This window comes from Streptomyces sp. NPDC051364 (genome assembly GCF_040682115.1).
Classification (GTDB): domain Bacteria; phylum Actinomycetota; class Actinomycetes; order Streptomycetales; family Streptomycetaceae; genus Streptomyces.
On the sequence record NZ_JBFBAH010000003.1, the window covers coordinates 479,833 to 497,883 of the forward strand.

Annotated in this window: 19 protein-coding genes and 1 tRNA gene; 3 read left to right on the plus strand and 17 right to left on the minus strand. The window is 72.5% G+C overall.

Translation table 11 applies throughout. From position 1 onward, the window contains the following. Positions 1-192: 192 nt before the first annotated feature. Positions 193-266, plus strand: a tRNA-Lys gene (locus AB0M76_RS09250). Between the two features lie 190 nt (positions 267-456). Here the strand turns inward: AB0M76_RS09250 and AB0M76_RS09255 are convergent. The 13 genes from AB0M76_RS09255 to AB0M76_RS09315 form a co-directional block, all read right to left on the minus strand. Beyond that, positions 457-1,206, minus strand: coding sequence for a class F sortase (locus tag AB0M76_RS09255; protein WP_365952284.1), 750 nt, complete (start codon positions 1,204-1,206; stop codon positions 457-459). Between the two features lie 10 nt (positions 1,207-1,216). Beyond that, positions 1,217-1,858, minus strand: coding sequence for a hypothetical protein (locus tag AB0M76_RS09260; RefSeq protein ID WP_365952285.1), 642 nt, complete (start codon positions 1,856-1,858; stop codon positions 1,217-1,219). 79 nt (positions 1,859-1,937) lie between these two features. Next, positions 1,938-2,717, minus strand: a complete 780-nt coding sequence (locus AB0M76_RS09265; RefSeq protein ID WP_365952286.1) for an HAD-IIA family hydrolase — start codon at positions 2,715-2,717, stop codon at positions 1,938-1,940. A gap of 136 nt (positions 2,718-2,853) precedes the next feature. Further along, a complete protein-coding gene (locus AB0M76_RS09270; RefSeq protein WP_365952287.1) occupies positions 2,854-3,498 on the minus strand; it encodes a hypothetical protein in 645 nt (214 codons plus the stop codon). 12 nt (positions 3,499-3,510) lie between these two features. Then, positions 3,511-4,611: a 2-aminoethylphosphonate ABC transporter substrate-binding protein gene (locus AB0M76_RS09275; RefSeq protein WP_365952288.1), complete on the minus strand. Its 1,101-nt coding sequence runs from the start codon at positions 4,609-4,611 to the stop codon at positions 3,511-3,513. Positions 4,612-4,636: 25 nt separating this feature from the next. Then, entirely contained in the window at positions 4,637-5,434 is a 798-nt protein-coding gene (locus AB0M76_RS09280; RefSeq protein ID WP_365952289.1) for an ABC transporter permease subunit, read from the minus strand. After that, complete coding sequence (locus AB0M76_RS09285) at positions 5,421-6,314, minus strand: 2-aminoethylphosphonate ABC transporter permease subunit (protein WP_365952290.1); 894 nt, start codon at positions 6,312-6,314, stop codon at positions 5,421-5,423. The genes AB0M76_RS09280 and AB0M76_RS09285 overlap by 14 nt, the downstream gene beginning before the upstream one ends. Further along, positions 6,307-7,356 carry an ABC transporter ATP-binding protein gene (locus AB0M76_RS09290; RefSeq protein WP_365952291.1) on the minus strand — a complete coding sequence of 350 codons (1,050 nt, stop codon included), beginning with the start codon at positions 7,354-7,356 and terminating at the stop codon, positions 6,307-6,309. Before AB0M76_RS09290 ends, AB0M76_RS09285 begins: the two co-directional genes overlap by 8 nt. Then, the gene (locus AB0M76_RS09295) at positions 7,353-8,063 is read right to left on the minus strand and encodes a phosphonatase-like hydrolase (RefSeq protein WP_365952292.1); all 711 of its coding nucleotides are present in this window, start codon (positions 8,061-8,063) and stop codon (positions 7,353-7,355) included. Before AB0M76_RS09295 ends, AB0M76_RS09290 begins: the two co-directional genes overlap by 4 nt. 14 nt (positions 8,064-8,077) lie before the next feature. Beyond that, positions 8,078-9,199, minus strand: coding sequence for a TIGR03364 family FAD-dependent oxidoreductase (locus AB0M76_RS09300; protein ID WP_365952293.1), 1,122 nt, complete (start codon positions 9,197-9,199; stop codon positions 8,078-8,080). A 159-nt stretch (positions 9,200-9,358) separates the two neighbouring features. Then, positions 9,359-10,123, minus strand: coding sequence for a GntR family transcriptional regulator (locus AB0M76_RS09305; RefSeq protein WP_365952294.1), 765 nt, complete (start codon positions 10,121-10,123; stop codon positions 9,359-9,361). Positions 10,124-10,223: 100 nt separating this feature from the next. Then, entirely contained in the window at positions 10,224-10,964 is a 741-nt protein-coding gene (locus tag AB0M76_RS09310; protein ID WP_365952295.1) for a hypothetical protein, read from the minus strand. A gap of 486 nt (positions 10,965-11,450) precedes the next feature. Then, complete coding sequence (locus AB0M76_RS09315; protein ID WP_365952296.1) at positions 11,451-12,554, minus strand: ROK family transcriptional regulator; 1,104 nt, start codon at positions 12,552-12,554, stop codon at positions 11,451-11,453. A gap of 40 nt (positions 12,555-12,594) precedes the next feature. Here AB0M76_RS09315 and AB0M76_RS09320 point away from each other — a divergent pair, with 40 nt between their 5' ends. Next, complete coding sequence (locus tag AB0M76_RS09320; protein ID WP_365952297.1) at positions 12,595-13,704, plus strand: Gfo/Idh/MocA family oxidoreductase; 1,110 nt, start codon at positions 12,595-12,597, stop codon at positions 13,702-13,704. 81 nt (positions 13,705-13,785) lie between these two features. Next, entirely contained in the window at positions 13,786-15,000 is a 1,215-nt protein-coding gene (locus tag AB0M76_RS09325; protein ID WP_365952298.1) for a hypothetical protein, read from the plus strand. 102 nt (positions 15,001-15,102) lie between these two features. On the opposite strand, the gene AB0M76_RS09330 is transcribed toward AB0M76_RS09325, so the two are convergent. From AB0M76_RS09330 to AB0M76_RS09345, 4 genes are all read right to left on the minus strand, one after another. Further along, a complete protein-coding gene (locus AB0M76_RS09330) occupies positions 15,103-15,960 on the minus strand; it encodes a fumarylacetoacetate hydrolase family protein (RefSeq protein WP_365952299.1) in 858 nt (285 codons plus the stop codon). A gap of 121 nt (positions 15,961-16,081) precedes the next feature. Then, on the minus strand, positions 16,082-16,804 hold the full coding sequence (locus AB0M76_RS09335; RefSeq protein ID WP_365952300.1) for a YidC/Oxa1 family membrane protein insertase: 723 nt from the start codon (positions 16,802-16,804) through the stop codon (positions 16,082-16,084). 60 nt (positions 16,805-16,864) lie between these two features. Beyond that, the gene (locus tag AB0M76_RS09340; RefSeq protein ID WP_365952301.1) at positions 16,865-17,203 is read right to left on the minus strand and encodes a DUF6412 domain-containing protein; all 339 of its coding nucleotides are present in this window, start codon (positions 17,201-17,203) and stop codon (positions 16,865-16,867) included. Positions 17,204-17,254: 51 nt separating this feature from the next. Then, entirely contained in the window at positions 17,255-18,049 is a 795-nt protein-coding gene (locus AB0M76_RS09345; RefSeq protein ID WP_365952302.1) for a class E sortase, read from the minus strand. Positions 18,050-18,051 lie beyond the last annotated feature (2 nt).

The following is an 18,051-nucleotide window of genomic DNA, read 5'->3' on the forward strand; positions in this document are numbered from 1 at the left end:
CGTCATGCGGTTCCGTCCACTCCCCTGCTCGTCGCTGGTCCGGCGGGCCACTCATCTGTCGGGGCATCAGATTCGGCTGGGCCCAGACATATCGTGCACGATAAACCCCTCAAACATGGGTTAATCGGACAAGGACGGCGCGGCTGGTCACGAGCACCACTCGAGGTGGGGTAGAGTTTTCCCTGTCAGCAAGCGCCGCTAGCTCAGTTGGTTAGAGCAGCTGACTCTTAATCAGCGGGTCCGGGGTTCGAGTCCCTGGCGGCGCACAGACAAGGAAAAGCCCCTCGCAGCGAAAGCTGCGAGGGGCTTTTTCGTCTTGTCGCCCGGCCCTAGAGTGTCGGGCGGGCCTCCCGCGCCGGTCCCCGGGCTCCTCCCGCGGTCCGGGCGCGCCGCGCGGTCGAGGACCGGACGGCCGGCGGTGCCGGGGCCGGTGCGCGCGACCGTGCGCGTGTCGCCTCACGCCGCCGCGCCGGACCGGACTCCCGCTCCGGCGCCACCGCCCGCGCCGGTACCCGTACCTGCGCCCGTACCCGTACCCGGCCTCGCGGGCGGGGTCGTGCCCGTCAGGTAGGCCGAGACGACCACGTTCGCCGTGTACTCCTTCGCCGCCTTGTCGTACGTTCCCCCGCAGGTCACCAGGCGCAGCTCGGCCCGGCCCGGGACCCGCGGGCCGTAGGCCCGGTGCGCGTCGAAGCGGGCCCGCTCGTAGACCCGTACGTCCTCGATGGTGAACTCGGCGACCGACCCGTCCATCCGCACCACCCGCACCGTGCCGCCCGGGCGCGCCGAGCTCAGGCCGTAGAACACCGCCGGCTTGGACGCCGTGTCCACGTGCCCGACCAGCAGCGCGGTCCCGGCCTCGCCCGGCTTCGCGCCGCCGCCCCACCAGCCGACCGCGCCGGGGCGGTCGAACGGCGGCGGCTCGACGGCGCCCTGGGCATCGAGGCCGCGGGAGATCACGGGAGCCTGGATGCCCATCGACGGCACGTCGACCCGTGCGGGTACGGACGCCGCCAGCGGTGTGTGCGCGACGGGCAACCCCGGGGCCGGGATCGACGAGCCTGCGGCCAGTCCGGGGGACGGGCTCGGCGGGACGCCGGTGATCTCGCGGCCCCACAGCCACAGGCCGAGCACCAGTACGGACCATGCGGCGAAGGTCAGCAGCCGCCCGCCGCCGGAGGATCTGGGCTCCCCCGAGCCCGTCACCGGCGGGCCCTCACTCGCCGCTGCGGCGCCGGCGCAGCGTCAGCGCCCGGAACGCGACGGCCAGGGTGGCCGCGGCGGCGAGCACGGCGCCGATCACGGTGTGCGGGAGGCCGGGGCCGTCGCCCCCGTGGTTCTTCCTGGCCGCCGCTGCCTGGTCCTGTGCCTGCGCGGCGAGCTCCGCGGACATGCCGCCGCCGCCCGCGTGGACCGGCCGGACGGGAGACTGGTGGGGGTTCGGCCGGTCGCGGTCCTTCTCGCGGTCCTTCTCGCGGTCGTCGCGGCGGCGGACGACCTCGATGGAGCCGCGGACGCGGTCCTCGCCTCCGTCGCACTTCACCCGGATGTCGTGCCATCCGGGCTGGGCCTGGGAGCTGACCATCGCGTCGCCCGTCAGCGTCTTGTCGCCGTCGCGGCCGGAGGACAGGTGGACCTCCGACACGAAGACGGCTGACTTGGCGGACGCCCATTTGTCCTCGCACCCGCGGACGCGCAGCTTGACCTGCGCCCCCGGCTCGGCCTGGTGCGGATCAACCGAGACGTTGCCGCGGTTCTCCTCGCCCGCCGCGAGGGCGGTGGGCGCGGACACGGCGGTGAGCGCCGTCAGGGCGACGGCCACCCCGGTGGCACGGAGAGCGATCAGAGCACTGCGCATGGTGAACCTCCTCAACAAGGAGGTTCACGCGCGGCGCGGCGCTCCGCATCCGGAGCGCCGCGGGCTTGACCCGTTCGGATCAGACGAGATCGACCAGGTCGGCGATGGAGGCGACGGTCTTGGTCGGGCGGTAGGGGAACTTCTCGGTGTCCGCAGCGGAGGTCAGTCCGGTCAGGACGAGGAAGGTCTGCATGCCGGCCTCGAGCCCGGCCAGGACGTCGGTGTCCATCCGGTCGCCGATCATCGCGCTGCTCTCGGAGTGTGCGCCGATGGCGTTCAGGCCGGTCCGCATCATCAGCGGGTTGGGCTTGCCGGCGAAGTACGGCTGCTTGCCGGTCGCCTTGGTGATCAGTGCGGCGACGGCGCCGGTGGCGGGCAGCGGTCCCTCGGTGGAGGGGCCGATCTCGTCGGGGTTGGTGCAGATGAAGCGGGCGCCCGCGTTGATCAGGCGGACCGCCTTCGTCATCGCCTCGAAGCTGTACGTCCGGGTCTCGCCCAGGACGACGTAGTCGGGCTCGTGGTCGGTCAGGATGTAGCCGATGTCGTGCAGGGCGGTGGTGAGGCCGGCTTCGCCGATGACGTACGCGGTGCCGCCCGGGCGCTGGTCGTCGAGGAACTTGGCGGTGGCCAGCGCCGAGGTCCAGATGTTCTCGACGGGGACGTCGAGGCCCATGCGGGACAGCCGGGCCTGGAGGTCGCGCGGGGTGTAGATGGAGTTGTTGGTCAGGACCAGGAAGGGCTTGCCGGAGTCGCGCAGCCGCTTGATGAAGGCGTCGGCGCCCGGGATCGGGGTGCCCTCGTGGATGAGGACTCCGTCCATGTCGGTGAGCCAGGATTCGATCGGCTTGCGCTCTGCCACTGGATTGTTCTCCGCTCTCGGTGGCCGTGACCTCTGACCTGTCGCCTTCGGCCTGTGACCCCTGGCCTGTACCACCCTATCGGGGCCGGGCCGTGGACGCTTCGGGCGTCCACAGCCCGGACCGCGGGGGCCTGGATCAGCCGAGCTTGACGTTGTCGACGGTCCAGTACCAGTTGTTGGTGCCGGCGTAGCGGAAGCGGATCTGGACGTCGGTGGCGCCGGCCGGGACCTGGAGGGCCAGGGACTCCGCCTTGGCGGTGTAGCTCTTCACGACCGTCGGCGTACCGCCGTTGTAGGAGACCAGAACCTGGGCGGTCTGGCCGGCCTCGTGGTGGTAGTGCGTCTGGAAGGTGAGGTTCTTCGTGGTGCCGCCGGTCACGGCCCACTTGGGGGTGATCAGGGTGGAGTCGTAGGAGCCGGTGTGGGACTTGTCGTCCCACTCGTCGGAGTCGGCGACGGCGAACACGTCGCGGGAGCGGACGTTCAGCTCGCGCCACTGGTCGCGCTGGGCCTGGCTCCAGAACTCGTCGGTCGCGAAGGCCCAGCCGGCCCACTCGGTGACGCCGCCGGTGCCCATCTTGGAGTTGTCGACGGCCCAGCCGGCCGGCGGGGTGTGTGTGAAGCCCTTCACGCCCGCGGGGATGCCCGTCTCGTCCACGCGGCCCTGGAGGTTCGGCCGCAGGGTGTCGAACGGGTCGTTGTCGTCGGGGGCGTTCAGCGGGATGCCGTCGATCGCGGAGCCGGGGTTGACGCCGACCTGCGCGAGGGCGGTGGCGGCCACATCGACGACCCGTCAGCTTCCGGTTGCCGACTTCCACGCGTCTACGTAGCCCGCGAGGTTCTTGTCGATGTCGGCCCAGTCCGGCTCGAAGACCTCGACACCGGTCATCAGCTTGGTGAGTTCGACGGCGTTGGCGTCGGTCGGCTTGACGTCGGTGCGCGCGGGGAAGCCGCCGCCGACCTCGCTGACCAGCTTCTGGGCGTCCTCGCTGAGCAGGTAGTCGAGGAGCTTCTTGCCGTTCTCGGTGTGCGGGGCCTTGTCCACCAGGCCGGCCGCGTACGGGAGGGCGCAGGTGGTCGGCTTGCCGCCGTCCTTGGCGGGGAACCAGATGCCCAGGTTCGGCATGGACTTGGACTGCGCGAAGTTCATCTGGACGTCGCCGTTGGCGACGAGCAGCTCGCCCTTGTCGGTCTTCGGCGCGAGCTTGCTGGTGGAGGAGGACGGGCCGACGTTGTTGGCCTGGAGCTTCTTCAGGTACTCCAGCGCCGGCTCCTTGCCGCCGAAGTCGTGCATCGCCTTGATGAGGACGGCGGTGCCGTCGCCCGCGACGCCCGGGGTGGAGTACTGGAGCTTGCCCTTGTACGTGCCGTCCAGCAGCTCCTCCCAGGTCTTGGGCGCCTCGGTGAGCTCCTTCTTGTTGTAGACGAAGCCGAAGTAGTTGTTGACGACCGAGGTCCACTTGCCGTCGGCGGCCTTGTTGGCCCCGTTGACCTTGTCGGAGCCCTGCGGCTTGTAGGCCTGGAGCAGACCCTTGCCGTCCGCCTGCTGGATGAACGGCGGCAGGGTGACCAGTACGTCGGCCTGGGTGTTGGTCTTCTCCCGGACGGCGCGCTGCACCATCTCGCCCGAGCCGCCCTCGACGTACTTGACCTCGATGCCGGTCTTCTTCGTGAAGTCGGCGAAGACCTTGTCGTACCAGCCGTCGCCCTTGTCGCTCTTGAGGCCGTCGGCGCTGTAGACGGTGACGATCTTCTCGCCGCCGCCCTTGGAGCCGTCGGAGGACGAGCCGCCGCAGGCGGTGAGGCCGGCGGCGAGGGCGAGGCTGCCGGTGACGGAGGCGGTGATGCGCAGGAGGCGGCGACGGCTGTTGGCGGTTCTGAGCTTGCTGGACATGGAACTTCCTTACGGGGAAAGGGAGTCAGCGGTACGTGGCTCTGGTGCGGATGCGGGAGACGGCCAGGAGGACCAGCAGGGTGGCGGCCATCAGGACCACGGCGACGGCGGAACCGCCGAAGAGCGAACCGCGGTCGGTGGCGGTGAAGATCCGGACCGGGAGCGGCATCCAGTCCGGCGGGTAGAGCATCATCGTGGCGCTCAGCTCGCCCATGGACAGGGCGAAGCAGAGTCCGGCGGCCGCCGTCAGGGACGGCAGCAGGAGGGGGAGCTTGACCCGCCACAGCACGTACGCGGGACGGGCGCCCAGGGAGGCCGCCGCCTGTTCGTACGCGGGGTCGAGACGAACGATGGCGGCCGAAACCGACTGATGGGCAAACGCCGTGACAAGAATCGTGTGCGCCAGGATCACGATTGAGCTGGTGCCGTTGAGCAGCAGCGGGGGCTTGCTGAAGGCGACCAGGACGGCGAGGCCGACGACCACGGACGGCACGGCGACCGGCAGCATGAACAGGGCGTCCAGGGACCGCTTTCCGCGCCGCTTCAGCCCGGCGGCGGCCAGCGCGGCCCAGGTGCCGACGATGAGCGCGAGCAGGCCGGCGACGAGGGCGGTCACCAGCGAGGTGGTCAGCGCCTGGAGGGATTCGCCCCGTACGGCGGAGGCGTAGTTCCCGGTGGTCGGGCCGGAGGGGAAGGCGCCGGACCAGTGGGTGGAGAAGGACGCGGCCACCACGACGAGCAGCGGCAGCGCGAAGAGGGGGAGGAAGAGGAGCCCGAACAGGCCCCAGGCGGCCCAGCGGCCGGCCTTGCTATGCACCAGCACGTTTGCTCACCACCCGGTAGAGGCCGAACAGGCCGACGGAGATCACGATGTTGACGACGGCGACCACGCAGGCGGCCGAGTAGTCGGATTCGAGTATCGCCTTGCCGTAGATGAGCATCGGGAGCGTGGTGACGTCCTTGGCTCCGGTGAACAGGACGATCCCGAACTCGTTGAGGCACATGACCAGGACGAGGCTGCCGCCGGCGGCGAGCGCCGGGAGGGCCTCGGGGAGGATCACGCGCCGGATGATCCGGGCGGGCTTCGCCCCGAGCGAGGAGGCCACTTCGAGCTGGGCGGTGTCGAGTTGGGAGAAGGCCGCGAGCAGCGGGCGCATCACGAAGGGCGTGAAGTACGTGATCTCCGCGAGCAGCACGCCCCACGGGGTGGTGAGGAAGTGGAACGGCCCGTCGGCGGCGCCGGTCACGTCGGTCCAGATCCCGTTGGCCATGCCGACGGTCCCGTAGATGAAGAGCAGGGCGAGGGTGATGAGGAAGGAGGGGAAGGAGAGGAAGACGTCGATGAACTTCGCGACGCCGCGCGCCCCGGGGAAGGGGACGAAGGCGATGATCAGCGCGAGCGCGAAGCCGAGGACGAGACAGCCGACGGTGGCGCCGGCGGCCAGCCAGACCGTGGTCCCGAGCGCCTCGCCGAAGGCGTGGGAGCGGAAGACGGAGGCGTACGCGTCGAAGGCGCCGCCGCCGTTCTCGGGGGTGAGGGACTGCTGGACGACCAGCGCGAGGGGGTAGAGGAAGACCAGCGCGAGCACGGCCACGGGCGGTACGGACCAGAGCCAGCCGGGCACGGTACGGGGCGCCCGTGCGGCGGGAACCGCAAAGCCGTGCGGGACGGTCGCGGCGGCCGGGGCGGGGACCTCAGCCATCGGAGACTCCCGCCGACAGCAGGACGGCGTACCGCGGTTCGAAGTGCAGCGTCACCGTGTCGCCCAGCGCGGGCGTCTCGCGCAGCTCCGGCAGGTCCGCCTTGACGCGGTGGCCGTCGACGTCGACGTACAGCCGGTGCGTCGAGCCGCGCCACTGCACCTCGGCGATCGTGCCGGTCAGCGCGTTGGGCCCGGCCCCGAGGCCGAGCAGGTGCGGCCGTACGCACAGGGTCGCGCTCGCGCCCGGCGCGGCCTGCCCTCGGTCCAGCTGCAGTGCCCGCCCGGCGAAGAGCGCCCCCGAGTCGGCGACGGTGACCGGCAGCAGGTTGGCGTTGCCGACGAACGACGCGGTGAACTCGGTGCGCGGTGCCCGGTACAGCTCCTGCGGAGTGCCGCAGTCCTGCAGCCGCGCCTTGTCCATGACCGCGATCCGGTCGGCGAGGGTCAGCGCCTCCACCTGGTCGTGCGTGACGTACAGAATCGACACGTCGGGCAGTTCGCGGTGCAGCCGGGCCAGTTCGGCGAGCATCCCGGAGCGCAGCTGCGCGTCGAGCGCGGACAGCGGCTCGTCGAGCAGGAGCACCCCGGGCCGGATCGCCAGCGCGCGGGCGATCGCCACGCGCTGCTGCTGTCCGCCGGAGAGCTCGCGCGGGTAGCGCTTCGCGTACGCCGCCATCCCGGTCATCTCCAGCGCCTCGGCGACGCGGCCCGGGATCTCGGCCTTGGGGGCCTTCTGCGCCTTGAGGCCGAACGCCACGTTGTCCTCCACCCGCATGTGCGGGAAGAGCGCGTACTGCTGGACGACCATGCCGATGCCGCGCTTGTGCGGCGGGAGCGCGGTGACGTCCCGGCCGCCGATCAGCACCCGGCCCGCGGCGGGCCGTACGAAACCGGCGACCGCGCGCAGCGCCGTGGTCTTGCCCGAGCCGGAGGGGCCGAGCAGCGCCATGACCTCGCCGGGCTCGACGGTCAGGTCGAGCCGGTCCAGGACGGTGTTGCCGCCGTACGCGACGCTGACCCCCTCGAAGCGGATGCCGCTCACGCCGACTCCGGCAGGACCGAGGGCAGTTCGGCGATCGAGTCGAGGACGTGGGTCGCGCCGTGCTCGGTGAGCGCGGCGAGGTCGTGGGCGCCGGTGAGGACGCCGGCCACGATCCCGGCGCCGGAGCGGCGGCCGCTGAGCATGTCGTACGCGGTGTCGCCGGCGACCACGACCTCCCGTACGTCGTCGGCGGCGCCGGTGCGCAGGAACGCGGCGAGCACCATGTCGGGGTAGGGCCGGCCGCGGCCGCCCGCGTCGGCGGGACAGAGGGTGAGGTCGGCCAGGCCCTGCCAGCCGAGGGCGTCGAGGATGGCGTCCTGGGTGACGCGGGCGAAGCCGGTGGTCAGGACGACAGTGCGGCCGTCGGCGCGGAGCTTCTCGATGGCCTGGCGGGCGCCGGGGATCGGGGCGATGAGCCCGCCGTCGACGAGCTCGCCGTACGCCTCCTCGAAGGCGGCGTTGGCGCGCTGGGCCATCTCCTGCGTGCCGAAGAGGTGGCGGAAGACGGAGATCTTCGACTCGCCCATGGTGTCGCGGACGTACTGGAGCTTGGCCGCGTGGTCGGCGGTGCCGGGCTCGACGCCGATGCATTCGGCGGCGCGCTCGAAGGCGCGCTCGACGAGGCCGCCGTCGGCGACGGTGGTGCCGGCCATGTCGAGGACGACGAGGCGGTGGGACGCGTTGTTCGTGCTGCTTGCACTGCTCATGTTGCTCATGTCCTCTACCAGCCCAGTTCGTTCGCGGTGGTCTCGGCTATGGCGGGCGAGCAGGTCATCCCGCGGCCGCCGGGTCCGGTCACCAGCCATACGCCGTCGGCCACCTGCTGGCGGTGGACGACGCGGGTGGTGTCGGTGCACTGCGCGTACACGCCCGCCCAGCGGCGCCGGATCTCCGGCAGCGGGCGGCCCAGGAAGCCCTCGACGATCTCGGTGAGGTACGCGTACGGGTCTTCGAGGGTGTCGAATGCGAAGGGGTGCTCGTACTCGTGGGTGTCGCCGATGGTCAGTCCGCCGTCCTGGCGCTGGACCATCAGCAGCTGCATCTTGTGCGCGGCGGCGATCGGCGCCTGCGCCTGCTCGCCGTTGAGGGCGTCGAGCGCGTCGCTCCTGTACGCGGGGTAGTAGCGGAAGCTGTCGGCGTCCGCGATGGAGGTGGTGAGCTTCTCGCCGAGCGGGGCGGTCTGCATCATCTGGAGCCGGACGCGGCGCACGGGCAGTCCGGGGACCAGCTCGCGGACGAGTCCGGACAGCCAGGCGCCGGTGGCGAGGACGACGGCGTCGCCCTGGTGGACGTCGCCGTGGTCGTCGCGGACGGCGCCGTTGCCGACGACCTCGCGCACCTCCCGTCCGGGCAGGAAGGTGTAGCGGCCGCTCGACTCGAGGGCCTCGCGCAGGTGCAGCTGGGCCGTGCGCGGTTCGACGGCCGCGTCCCGCTCGCACCACAGGGCGGCCTCGAAGGCGCCGCGCAGGGCGGGGTTGATCTGCCGCGCCTCTTCGGCGGTGACCAGTTCGTAGCCCCGGGCGGCGGCGTCGGGGCGGGCGGCGGCCGCCTCGGCGACCGCGTACTCGCGGGCGTTGCGGACCGGGGTGAGGGAGCCGATCGCACGGAAGCCCAGGCCGGGCACCTCCGCGCCGATCCGCTCCCAGAGCTCACGGGCCCGCAGGGCGGTCGCGAGCTCCTCGCCCCCGGCCCGTCCGCTGACCCAGATCTGGCCGAAATTGCGCAGTGACGCGCCTCTGGCCTCCGCCTCTCGCTCGATCTGGACGACCTCGTGGCCGCGTTCGACTGCTTGCCAGGCGTGCATGGTGCCGACCACGCCGCCTCCGACGACTATGACTCTCACGCGCTCCACGGTGGTCGCGGCCCGTGGACCGGGGGGATCGCGGTGGCAACGGGATGGTGAACAGCCCTCGACGCTTGGACTAGACCCGTTATCTTCTCGTGATCTGCTTACGCCTTGAATACGTCCCTTTTCGGCTCCTTGGCGGTGATCCGCTCGGGACTACTCGGGGCGCAGGTGGGTCGTGAAGCTGAACCGGTCACCACGGTAGAGCGAACGCACCCGCTCCAGCGGATGCCCGTCCTGGTCCCGGGAGAACCGGTGGATGAGCAGCATGGGGAGAGCAGGCGGGGTGCCGATCAGCAGGGCCTCGCGGGGGGTCGCGAGGACGGTCTCCAGCTTCTCGTCGGCGTCCCCGAACGAGATCCCGAGCCGGTCGAGGAGGTACCCGTAGAAGGAGGAGTCCGGCTGGAACTCGGTGTCCAGGCGCGGCGCCCGCGCCACCCGGATGTACGTGCTCTCCAGGCCCACCCGCTCGTCGTCGGCGAGCAGGACGCGCTCCAGGTGCCAGACGGGCTCGCCGGGCTCGGCGCCGATGCCGGGGGCCAGCTCGGGCGGGCAGGGGAACTGCTCGAGCCCGATGAGGTTACGGCCGGGCCGGCGGCCCTGGCGCCGTACGCCCTCGGTGTAGCTCGCGAGGGAGAGGGGCTGTTCGAGCTTCGGACCGGCGACGACGGTACCGCGGCCGGAGCGGCGGAGACGGCCCTCCAGGAGCAGCTCGCGCAGGGCCTGCCGCACGGTCTCGCGGGACACCTCGTACCGCTCGGCGAGATCCCGCTCGGTGGGCAGCAGCCCGCCCTCGCCGAGGTCGTCGAGAAGATCCGCGATGAGGGCCTTGACGGCGTAGTACTTGGGGATGCGGCCGTGCTCCGGAATCCCGGACCGGACGGGCGAGCCGGGGCGGTGATGCTGGTTCTGTTCTTCCACCCTCGGACTGTACGCGGACGGGGTGTACGCAGATCAGCGCGATGGGGTACGGGGGGTGGGCGGGGTGCCGGGCGGGCCCGGGGTACCGGCGGCGGCCGGGCTACGCGGGGGTTCGCAGTCGGCGGGCCGTCAGCAGGAGGCCGCCGCCGACGGCGAGGGCGGCGGCCGCGCCGGTGGCGAACGCCCAGTCGCGGGGGCCGGTGTGGGCGAGGGAGCCCGCCGCGCCCGTCTCCTCCTCCGGGCCCTCGACGGAGAACCGGTAGCCGCCGGCCTCGCCGACCCAGTCGCCGTCGTCGGCCCGGCGCTGCACGAGGGCGGCGTCGGCGACGACCTCGCCCGCGGGGGTGCCGGGCGCGAACGCCAGGCGGACCGTGACGGTCAGGGAGCCGCCGCCGCGAACGGCGAAGCCGGAGAAGGCCTCGCCCCCGTCGAAGACGGCGATGATCTCGTCGCGGTCACTCCGCTCGAGGCTGACGGGGAGGGTCCCGCCGGGCGTCTCGAACTCCATCCGGAAGTGGGCGGGGAGCAGGGCACGGGCCTTGTCCGTGAACACCACGACGGGGTGGATGGCGGTGCACTCGGAGTTCGTCGTGTTCGTGAGGTCCAGGAACCAGGTCTGCGGCCCGCCGCCGGCCCGGTACACGGCCGGCCCGCCGCGGATCCGCGCGCCGATGGGGAAGGCGGTGCTCTTCCCGTCGCCGCAGGTGGCCTCGATCCGGGACGGCAGCGCGGGCGCGGGCCGGGCGCCGCCGCCGTTGCCGATGTCCGCGGCGGCGTTCGGCACGGAGAGGGCGACGGCGACCAGGACGGCGGAGAGGGCAAGGGCTTTGCGCAGTCGCATGGAAGACCTTCGCTTCGCTGCTCGCCGGACGGGAGGATGGTCGGACAAGGCGACAATCACCCCGGCCTCCCCGCACCCTCCCACGCCCCCGCACCCCCCTCCCCCCGCCACGCCACCCCACCCCCCGCTTACGCCTGATCGGCCCACCGGGCCGGGCCGCCGGGCCGGGCCGCCGGGCCGGGCCGCCGGGCCGCCGCCCCCACGGGCTCGCCGCGGGTGACGCACCAACCGCCGGGCGGCACCCACACCGACACCGCGCCCATCAGTCACAGCACCGGCTCAGCCCCAACACGCAGGGCCGGCGCGTTGCATGACGTCGCGCCAGAAATCCGCCGCCTCGTCACGGCCCCGGGGGGCGAACGTGATGCACGGACGGCCGTGATGCGCGGATGGCCGCGATGCACGGAAAGCCGTGATGCGCGGAAAGCCGCCGCGGAAGGCTGTGGATCGCGCCGGGCACCGCGCGCCGCGCCGGGCGGTGGAGCCTCAGCGCACGCGGCCGAACAGCGGGGCCAGGGCCAGTTCCGCCGCGCCCTCGGCGACGCCGTCCTCGGACGCGGCGACTTCCGGAATCGGGCCGCCCAGGGTGCGGGCCGCCAGGACGCGGCGGACGCCCTGCGTGAAAACCTCCGGGGCGGAGTCCACCACCCGTCCCCCGAGCCACACCCGGTCCACGTCCAGCAGCGCGACCACGTTCGCAGCGCCCTCGCCCAGGATCCGCGCTGCCCCCGGGAGGTCTCCGCGGGCCACCGCCGCGAGGCAGAGCACCTCCGCGCAACCGCGGCCTCCGCACCGGCAGAGCGGGCCGTCCAGGCTCAGGACCTGGTGTCCGAACTCCCCGGCCGTGGACCGCACCCCCCGGTAGACCTCTCCGTTGAGCCGGAGCCCGGCCCCCAGGCCGGTGCTCAGGTGCAGGTAGAGCGAGGTTTCGAAGGCCCGGCGGCCGGGGGCGGCGGCGCCCGCGCTGGTGTCCTTGTCCAGCACCACCGGCGGGGCGTCGGGTCCGAGCCGCTCCGCCACCGCCTGCCGCAGCGGGAACCCCTCCCAGTCGGGGTGTCCCGTCACCCGCCCCAGTACGCCCGCCTGCCAGTCCAGCGGCCCCGGCGTGGCGACGCCCACGCCCAGCAGGGACCGCGTCCCGGCCTCCCCGCACAGCCGGATCACGGCGCGTGCGACCTCCTCCGCGGTGGCCTCCGGTCCGGCCCTGAAGTCCAGGGGGCCTCGGAGCCGGTCGACGACGGTGCCCGCAATGTCCACCCGTACCGCCCGCAGCTCGTCGCGGTCCGCGTGGACGCCGACGGCGTGCCGGGCACCCGAGACCAGCCGGAGCAGCGTCCGCGGCTTGCCCCCGGTGGACGCGCCGCGCCCGGCTTCGGCGACCAGCCCCTCCGCCCGCAGCCGCGCCGCAATCTTGCTGACGGCCTGCGGGGTGAGACGTGTGAGGGCCGCGAGGTCGGCGCGGCTGAGGCCTTCGATGCCCGCCTCGCGCAGCAGGCCGAGCACCAGCGCGTCGTTGTGCCCGCGCAGCGCCGGTAGGTTCACGCCGCTTCCATTGCCCTTGCTCTCCCGGTCCACCTCTCCATTGTCCACCCTCCTTGCACTTAGGCAACACTGTTGCCAAAGTGGAGCCATGACCGCCACCACCTCCTCCGCCCCACTCCGTGTCGGCCTCGTCGGCTACGGACTCGCCGGTTCCGTCTTCCACGCGCCGCTCGTCTCGGCCACGGACGGGCTCGTCCTCGACACGGTCGTCACCTCCGACCCCGGCCGGCAGGCCCAGGCGCGCGAGGCGTACCCCGACGTCCGGATCGTCGGCTCCGCGCAGGAGCTCTGGGACCTCACCCCCGCCCTCGACCTGATCGTCGTCGCCTCCCCCAACAAGACCCACGTCCCGCTCGCCACCGCCGCGCTCAACGCCGGTATCCCGGTCGTCGTGGACAAGCCGCTCGCCGCCACCGCCGCCGAGGCCCGCGAACTCGCCGCCCTCGCCGACAAGACCGGCACGTTCCTGTCCGTGTTCCAGAACCGCCGCTGGGACAACGACTTCCTCACCCTGCGCCGCCTCCTCGCCGACGGCGAGCTCGGCGAGATCCAGCGCTTCGAGTCCCGGTTCGAGCGGTGGCGTCCGCAGCTCAAGGGCGGCTGGCGCGAGTCCGGGGCCCCGGAGGAGATCGGCGGCCTGCTGTACGACCTCGGCAGCCATGTCGTCGACCAGGCGCTGGTGCTGTTCGGCCCGGCCGTGCGCGTGTACGCGGAGACCGACGTACGCCGCCCCGGCGCCGAGGCGGACGACGACACCTTCATCGCCGTCACGCATGCGAACGGGGTCCGCTCCCACTTCTACGTCAGCGCGACCGCCGCCCAGCTGGGTCCGCGCTTCCGCGTACTGGGTTCCCGCGCGGGCTACGTGAAGTACGGGCTGGACCCGCAGGAGGCGGCCCTGCGCGACGGGCAGCGGCCGGGCGTCGGGGAGAGCCAGTGGGGCGAGGAGCCCGAGCACCTGTGGGGCCGGGTGGGATCCGGCGAGTCCCCGCTGACCGGCGGCGGGGCACCGGTGCCGACCGTGCCGGGCGACTACCCCGCGTACTACGCCGCGGTGGCGGCGGCCCTGCGCGAGGGCGGCCCGGCGCCGGTCACCGCGCACGAGGCGGCGCAGTGCCTGGCCGTGCTGGAGGCCGCGCGGACGTCGTCCCGGGACGGGGTGACCGTCGAGCTGAGCACGGGCACCGCCTTGTCCTGAAAATGGACAGTTTGCGGGTCGCGGGCGATCTATCCTGCACAGGTTGAAGATCGTCACGCATGTGAAGAATGGAATCTGTCTGTGAAGCTGCCCCGGATCGCATCGGTCGTCGCCACCGCCGCGATAGCCCCGGCCGTCCTGCTCGCCTCGCCGGCCTTCGCCGCCGACGCCTCGTCGCCGGCCACGCCGGCCGCTCCGAGCGTGCCGGACCAGGGGGCCGAGGACCAGGGGCCTGCCGGGAAGCCTGCGGACCCGGCTGCGGCCAGGCCGACGGAGGAGCAGGCGGACAAGCCCGCGGACAAGCCGGCCGAGAACCCGGCCGAGGACCCCCGGGCCGCGAAGGACCGGGCAGCCATCCAGGCGATCCTCGCGGACCCGGCGAGCGGGCCGGGCGTACGCGAGGCGGCCGAGAAGGCGCTCAAGGGATCGGCCGCGGGCATGCGGAAGTTCCTCGAGGTGGAGTGGGCCCGGGAGCAGCTCACCGACGACCGGGTACGGGTCTCGCAGATCATCGACGTCGGCGGCCCGGCCGTACAGAAGGCCGGCAAGGCCGCCCTGAGGACGGACACCCAGGCCGCGCTGACCGAGTTCCTCAAGAACGGGCAGCACACGGCCCGCTTCGAGGACGACAGGGTCGAGCTGGCGCGGATGCTGAACGGGGCGGGCCGCGGTATCACCGAGGCGGTCAACCGGCTGCTGGACGGCGGGACGGCGGAGCAGGTCCGCGAGTTCGTCGCGACGGGGCAGCACAAGATCCGGGCGGTGGACGACCGCGTGGCGCTGCTGACGATGCTCGACGGCGCCGGCCCGGGCCTGAAGGAGGGCATCCTCGCGCTCCTGAAGGGGAACCCGAGCCCGGCGGAGCTGCGCACGTTCGTCACGACCACGCAGCACGAGCTGCGCGACGACGACAACATGGTCCTGATCTGGGCGATGCTCAACAAGGCCGGCCCGGAGCTGAAGAAGGCCGCGATCATCGCGATCAACGGCACGCCCGCGGACCGCGTCGAGTTCCTGAAGACCGGGCAGTTCACGGCACGCGACAAGGACAAGGCCGCCGACGCGCAGACCGGCAAGCCGGAGGCGGGCAAGGACGGCGGCGTCCAGCAGACGGTGGCCACCGGCACGGCGTCGCGCGGCAACACCCACGTGACGGCGACGACGGGCGGATCGGGCGCGCTCGCGAGCACGGGCACCCAGACCGCCCTGATCGCGGGTGGCGGCGCCGCCGCGCTCGGCGCGGGCGCCGGCCTGGTCTTCGCCGGCCGCCGTCGCCGCGGGTCCGCGAAGGACTGACGGACCGGCACCGCGTACGCACGCATCCGCATACGACCGGATGCAGGAGAGGAGGCCGCCAAAGACGGCCCCCCCTCCCTCGCTTCGCCCGCTCGCTCGCGGCTACGCGCTCTTGAACTCCTGGCGCTGACGCCCGAGGCCCTCGATCTCCAGCTCCACGACGTCACCGGCCCGCAGGTACGGCTTCGGCTCCGGCTGGCCCATGGCCACGCCCGCCGGGGTGCCGGTGACGATGACGTCGCCCGGGTACAAGGTCATGAACTGACTCAGGTACCGGACGACCTCGCCGACCGGGAAGATCTGGTCCGCGGTGTTGCCGTCCTGCTTGAGCTCGCCGTTGACCCACAGCTTCACGTCCAGGACCTGCGGGTCCTCGACCTCGTCGGCGGTGACCAGCCAGGGGCCCAGCGGGGTGAACGTCTCGCAGTTCTTGCCCTTGTCCCAGGTTCCGCCGCGCTCGATCTGGAACTCGCGCTCCGAGACGTCGTTGACCAGCGTGTATCCGCCCACGTGCGCCAGGCCCTCCGCAGCGGAGGACAGGTAGCGGGCGGTGCTGCCGATGACGACGCCGAGCTCGGCCTCCCAGTCGGTCTTCACGCTGCCGCGCGGGATCAGCACGGTGTCGTCCGGGCCGACCACGGTGTCCGCGGCCTTGAGGAACAGGATGGGCTCGGCCGGCGGCTCCGCACCGATCTCGGCCGCGTGCCCGAAGTAGTTCAGCCCGATGCCCACGATCTTGCCGATCCTGCCGACCGGCGCACCGATCCGCAGGCCCTCCGCGTCCAGCATCGGGAGCTCCCCGGCCGCCGCCGCGTCCCGTACCCGGGACAGCACGGAGTCGTCGGCGAGCAGGGCGCCGTCCACATCCGTGATCAGGCCGGACAGGTCGCGCAGGGTCCCGTCCTGGTCGAGCAGCGCGGGACGCTCCGCTCCGACCGGTCCGACACGCAGCAGCTTCATGGGCATTCTCCCCTGGTCGTGGGTGGTCGGCCCATGGGCAAGCCCGGGCCTGCCGATGGGTTGCGGCCATCGGAGAATTGGTTGATCCTCCAAGATGGCCGCCCAATCCGCAAGACCCTGTTCACAGACTGGAACGCTCGCGCCCCTCGGCCGCCTCCTTGCGGTACTGGAGCCAGGCCCGCTCCGCCACGGACCAGGCGGTGGTGGTCACCAGGTACAGCCCGGCGGCCAGCGGCACCACGCCCGCCGTGATCAGCGTCCCGAACGACAGCAGCGGCAGTACGCCGCCCAGCTTGCGCAGCATCGCCTGCTGCTCGGCGCTCACCTCGGCGGCGACCCCGGGCTTGCCCTTCGCCCGGGGGGCGGCCGCCACGGGAGCCGAAGCGGCCGCTGCAGCGGCCAGGGCGGCGGCCCGCCGCCCCCGTACGGCGCTCCACGCGGCGACCGCCGCAATGGCCGCGAACAGCCCAAGGAAGACCAGCCCCTGCGCCCCGAGGAAGCCGCCGTCCCCGAGGGCATCGCTCCACCGCGCCCCGAGCGGGGCGGCGAACAGCCGGTGCTCCAGCAGCTCGCCGGACGAGGAGAAGGCCTGGTACATGAGGAAGAACACCGGCAGCTGGAGCAGCACGGGCAGACAGCCGGCCACCGGGGTCGCACCGCGGAACGCGGCCCGGTTCAGCGGATGCAGGGCGAGCCGTACGAGCACGGTGAACAGCACGATCGCGGCAGCGGTCGCGGACTCGGCCAGTACCGGCTCCAGGAACCGGCCCAGTTCGACAACAAGAGAGGTGAAAACGGACACGCGGGCCCTCCGAGGGGTCTCGTCAACGTCGAAAAAATGCATTTCGGCGCGACGACCACGAGGGGCACGACAGCAAACAGAGCAAGAACGGAGCAGGTGCCCCTACGCGGCCGTCAGGACGCGACGACCTGGCGCCCTGGGCCGCGAGCGGCCCGAGGCATCGGGATCACGCTGCGGCAGGAAAGCCGTGCGCTGCTCGCGATCACGTATCGCGGTGCGTATGCGGTGGGGCGGCACAGGCCGCACCAGCCGGGCGGCGAGGGCCGCGGCACCCGCGGTGACGGTGGCGGCGAGGGCGACCACGACGGCACCCAGCCCGCCCAGCCCGCCCTCCCCGGCGAACAGCCCGAGGAACCCGAGAACCCCGGCGAACAGGAGCAGGGACAACAACAGGGACATCAGCAGCGGCGACATCAACCGCCCACGATCATGCCGAGCCATGCAGAGCCCCCCCCCCACAAGATCCGTACTCACCGAATACAAGAACGCGGGCTATCCCCTCAAGGTTCCCCACACCACGAGCCGGTATTTGGAGGTGTACTCGGGCGTGCAGGTGGTGAGCGTGATGTACGCGCCGGGCTCGCCGTACCCGGACTCCGGCCGGACCGTACTGCGCGGCACGGGCGCGATCACCCCGGTGTCCCGCTCGCTCGTCTCCGCCAAGACCTTCCCCACCACGTACGTGTACCGCTGTCCCCGTACATCGACGATCAGCTCGTCCCCGGCCCGCAGCCGGTTGATGTACCGGAACGGCTCGCCGTGGGTGTTGCGGTGCCCGGCGAGCGCGAAGTTCCCCTCCGTCCCGGGCTGCGCGGTCCCCGGGTAGTGCCCGGCGTACCCCTTGTCCAGCACGGCCCGCTTGTCGACCCCCTGCGCGACGGGCACGACGACGCCGAGCCGCGGGATGCGCAGCACCCCGTACGCCGACTCCTGCGCCGGCGGCGCCTTCGCGCCGGCGGGCGGGGCCGGCGCGGCGGAGGCACCCGGCGCCCCGGACGCGGAAACAGAAGGCGACACAGAAGGCGATGCGGAAGGCACCGGAGCCGTGGAGGGATCGGCATCAAGATCGGAAAGGAGGGTCCACTCCTTCTCCAACTCCCGGACCTGCTCGTGCGCGGCGGCCAGGGCCTGCCGGTTGGTCCACCACACCTGATGCACCACCAGCAACAACACCACCACGCCCACGGTGACGGTCAGTTCGGCGGCGCCCCACAGCACCCCGGCAAGACCGGCCCGCCGCGCCCGCCGGCCACCCCCCTGCACCACCACACCCATGTGATCCCGCACGG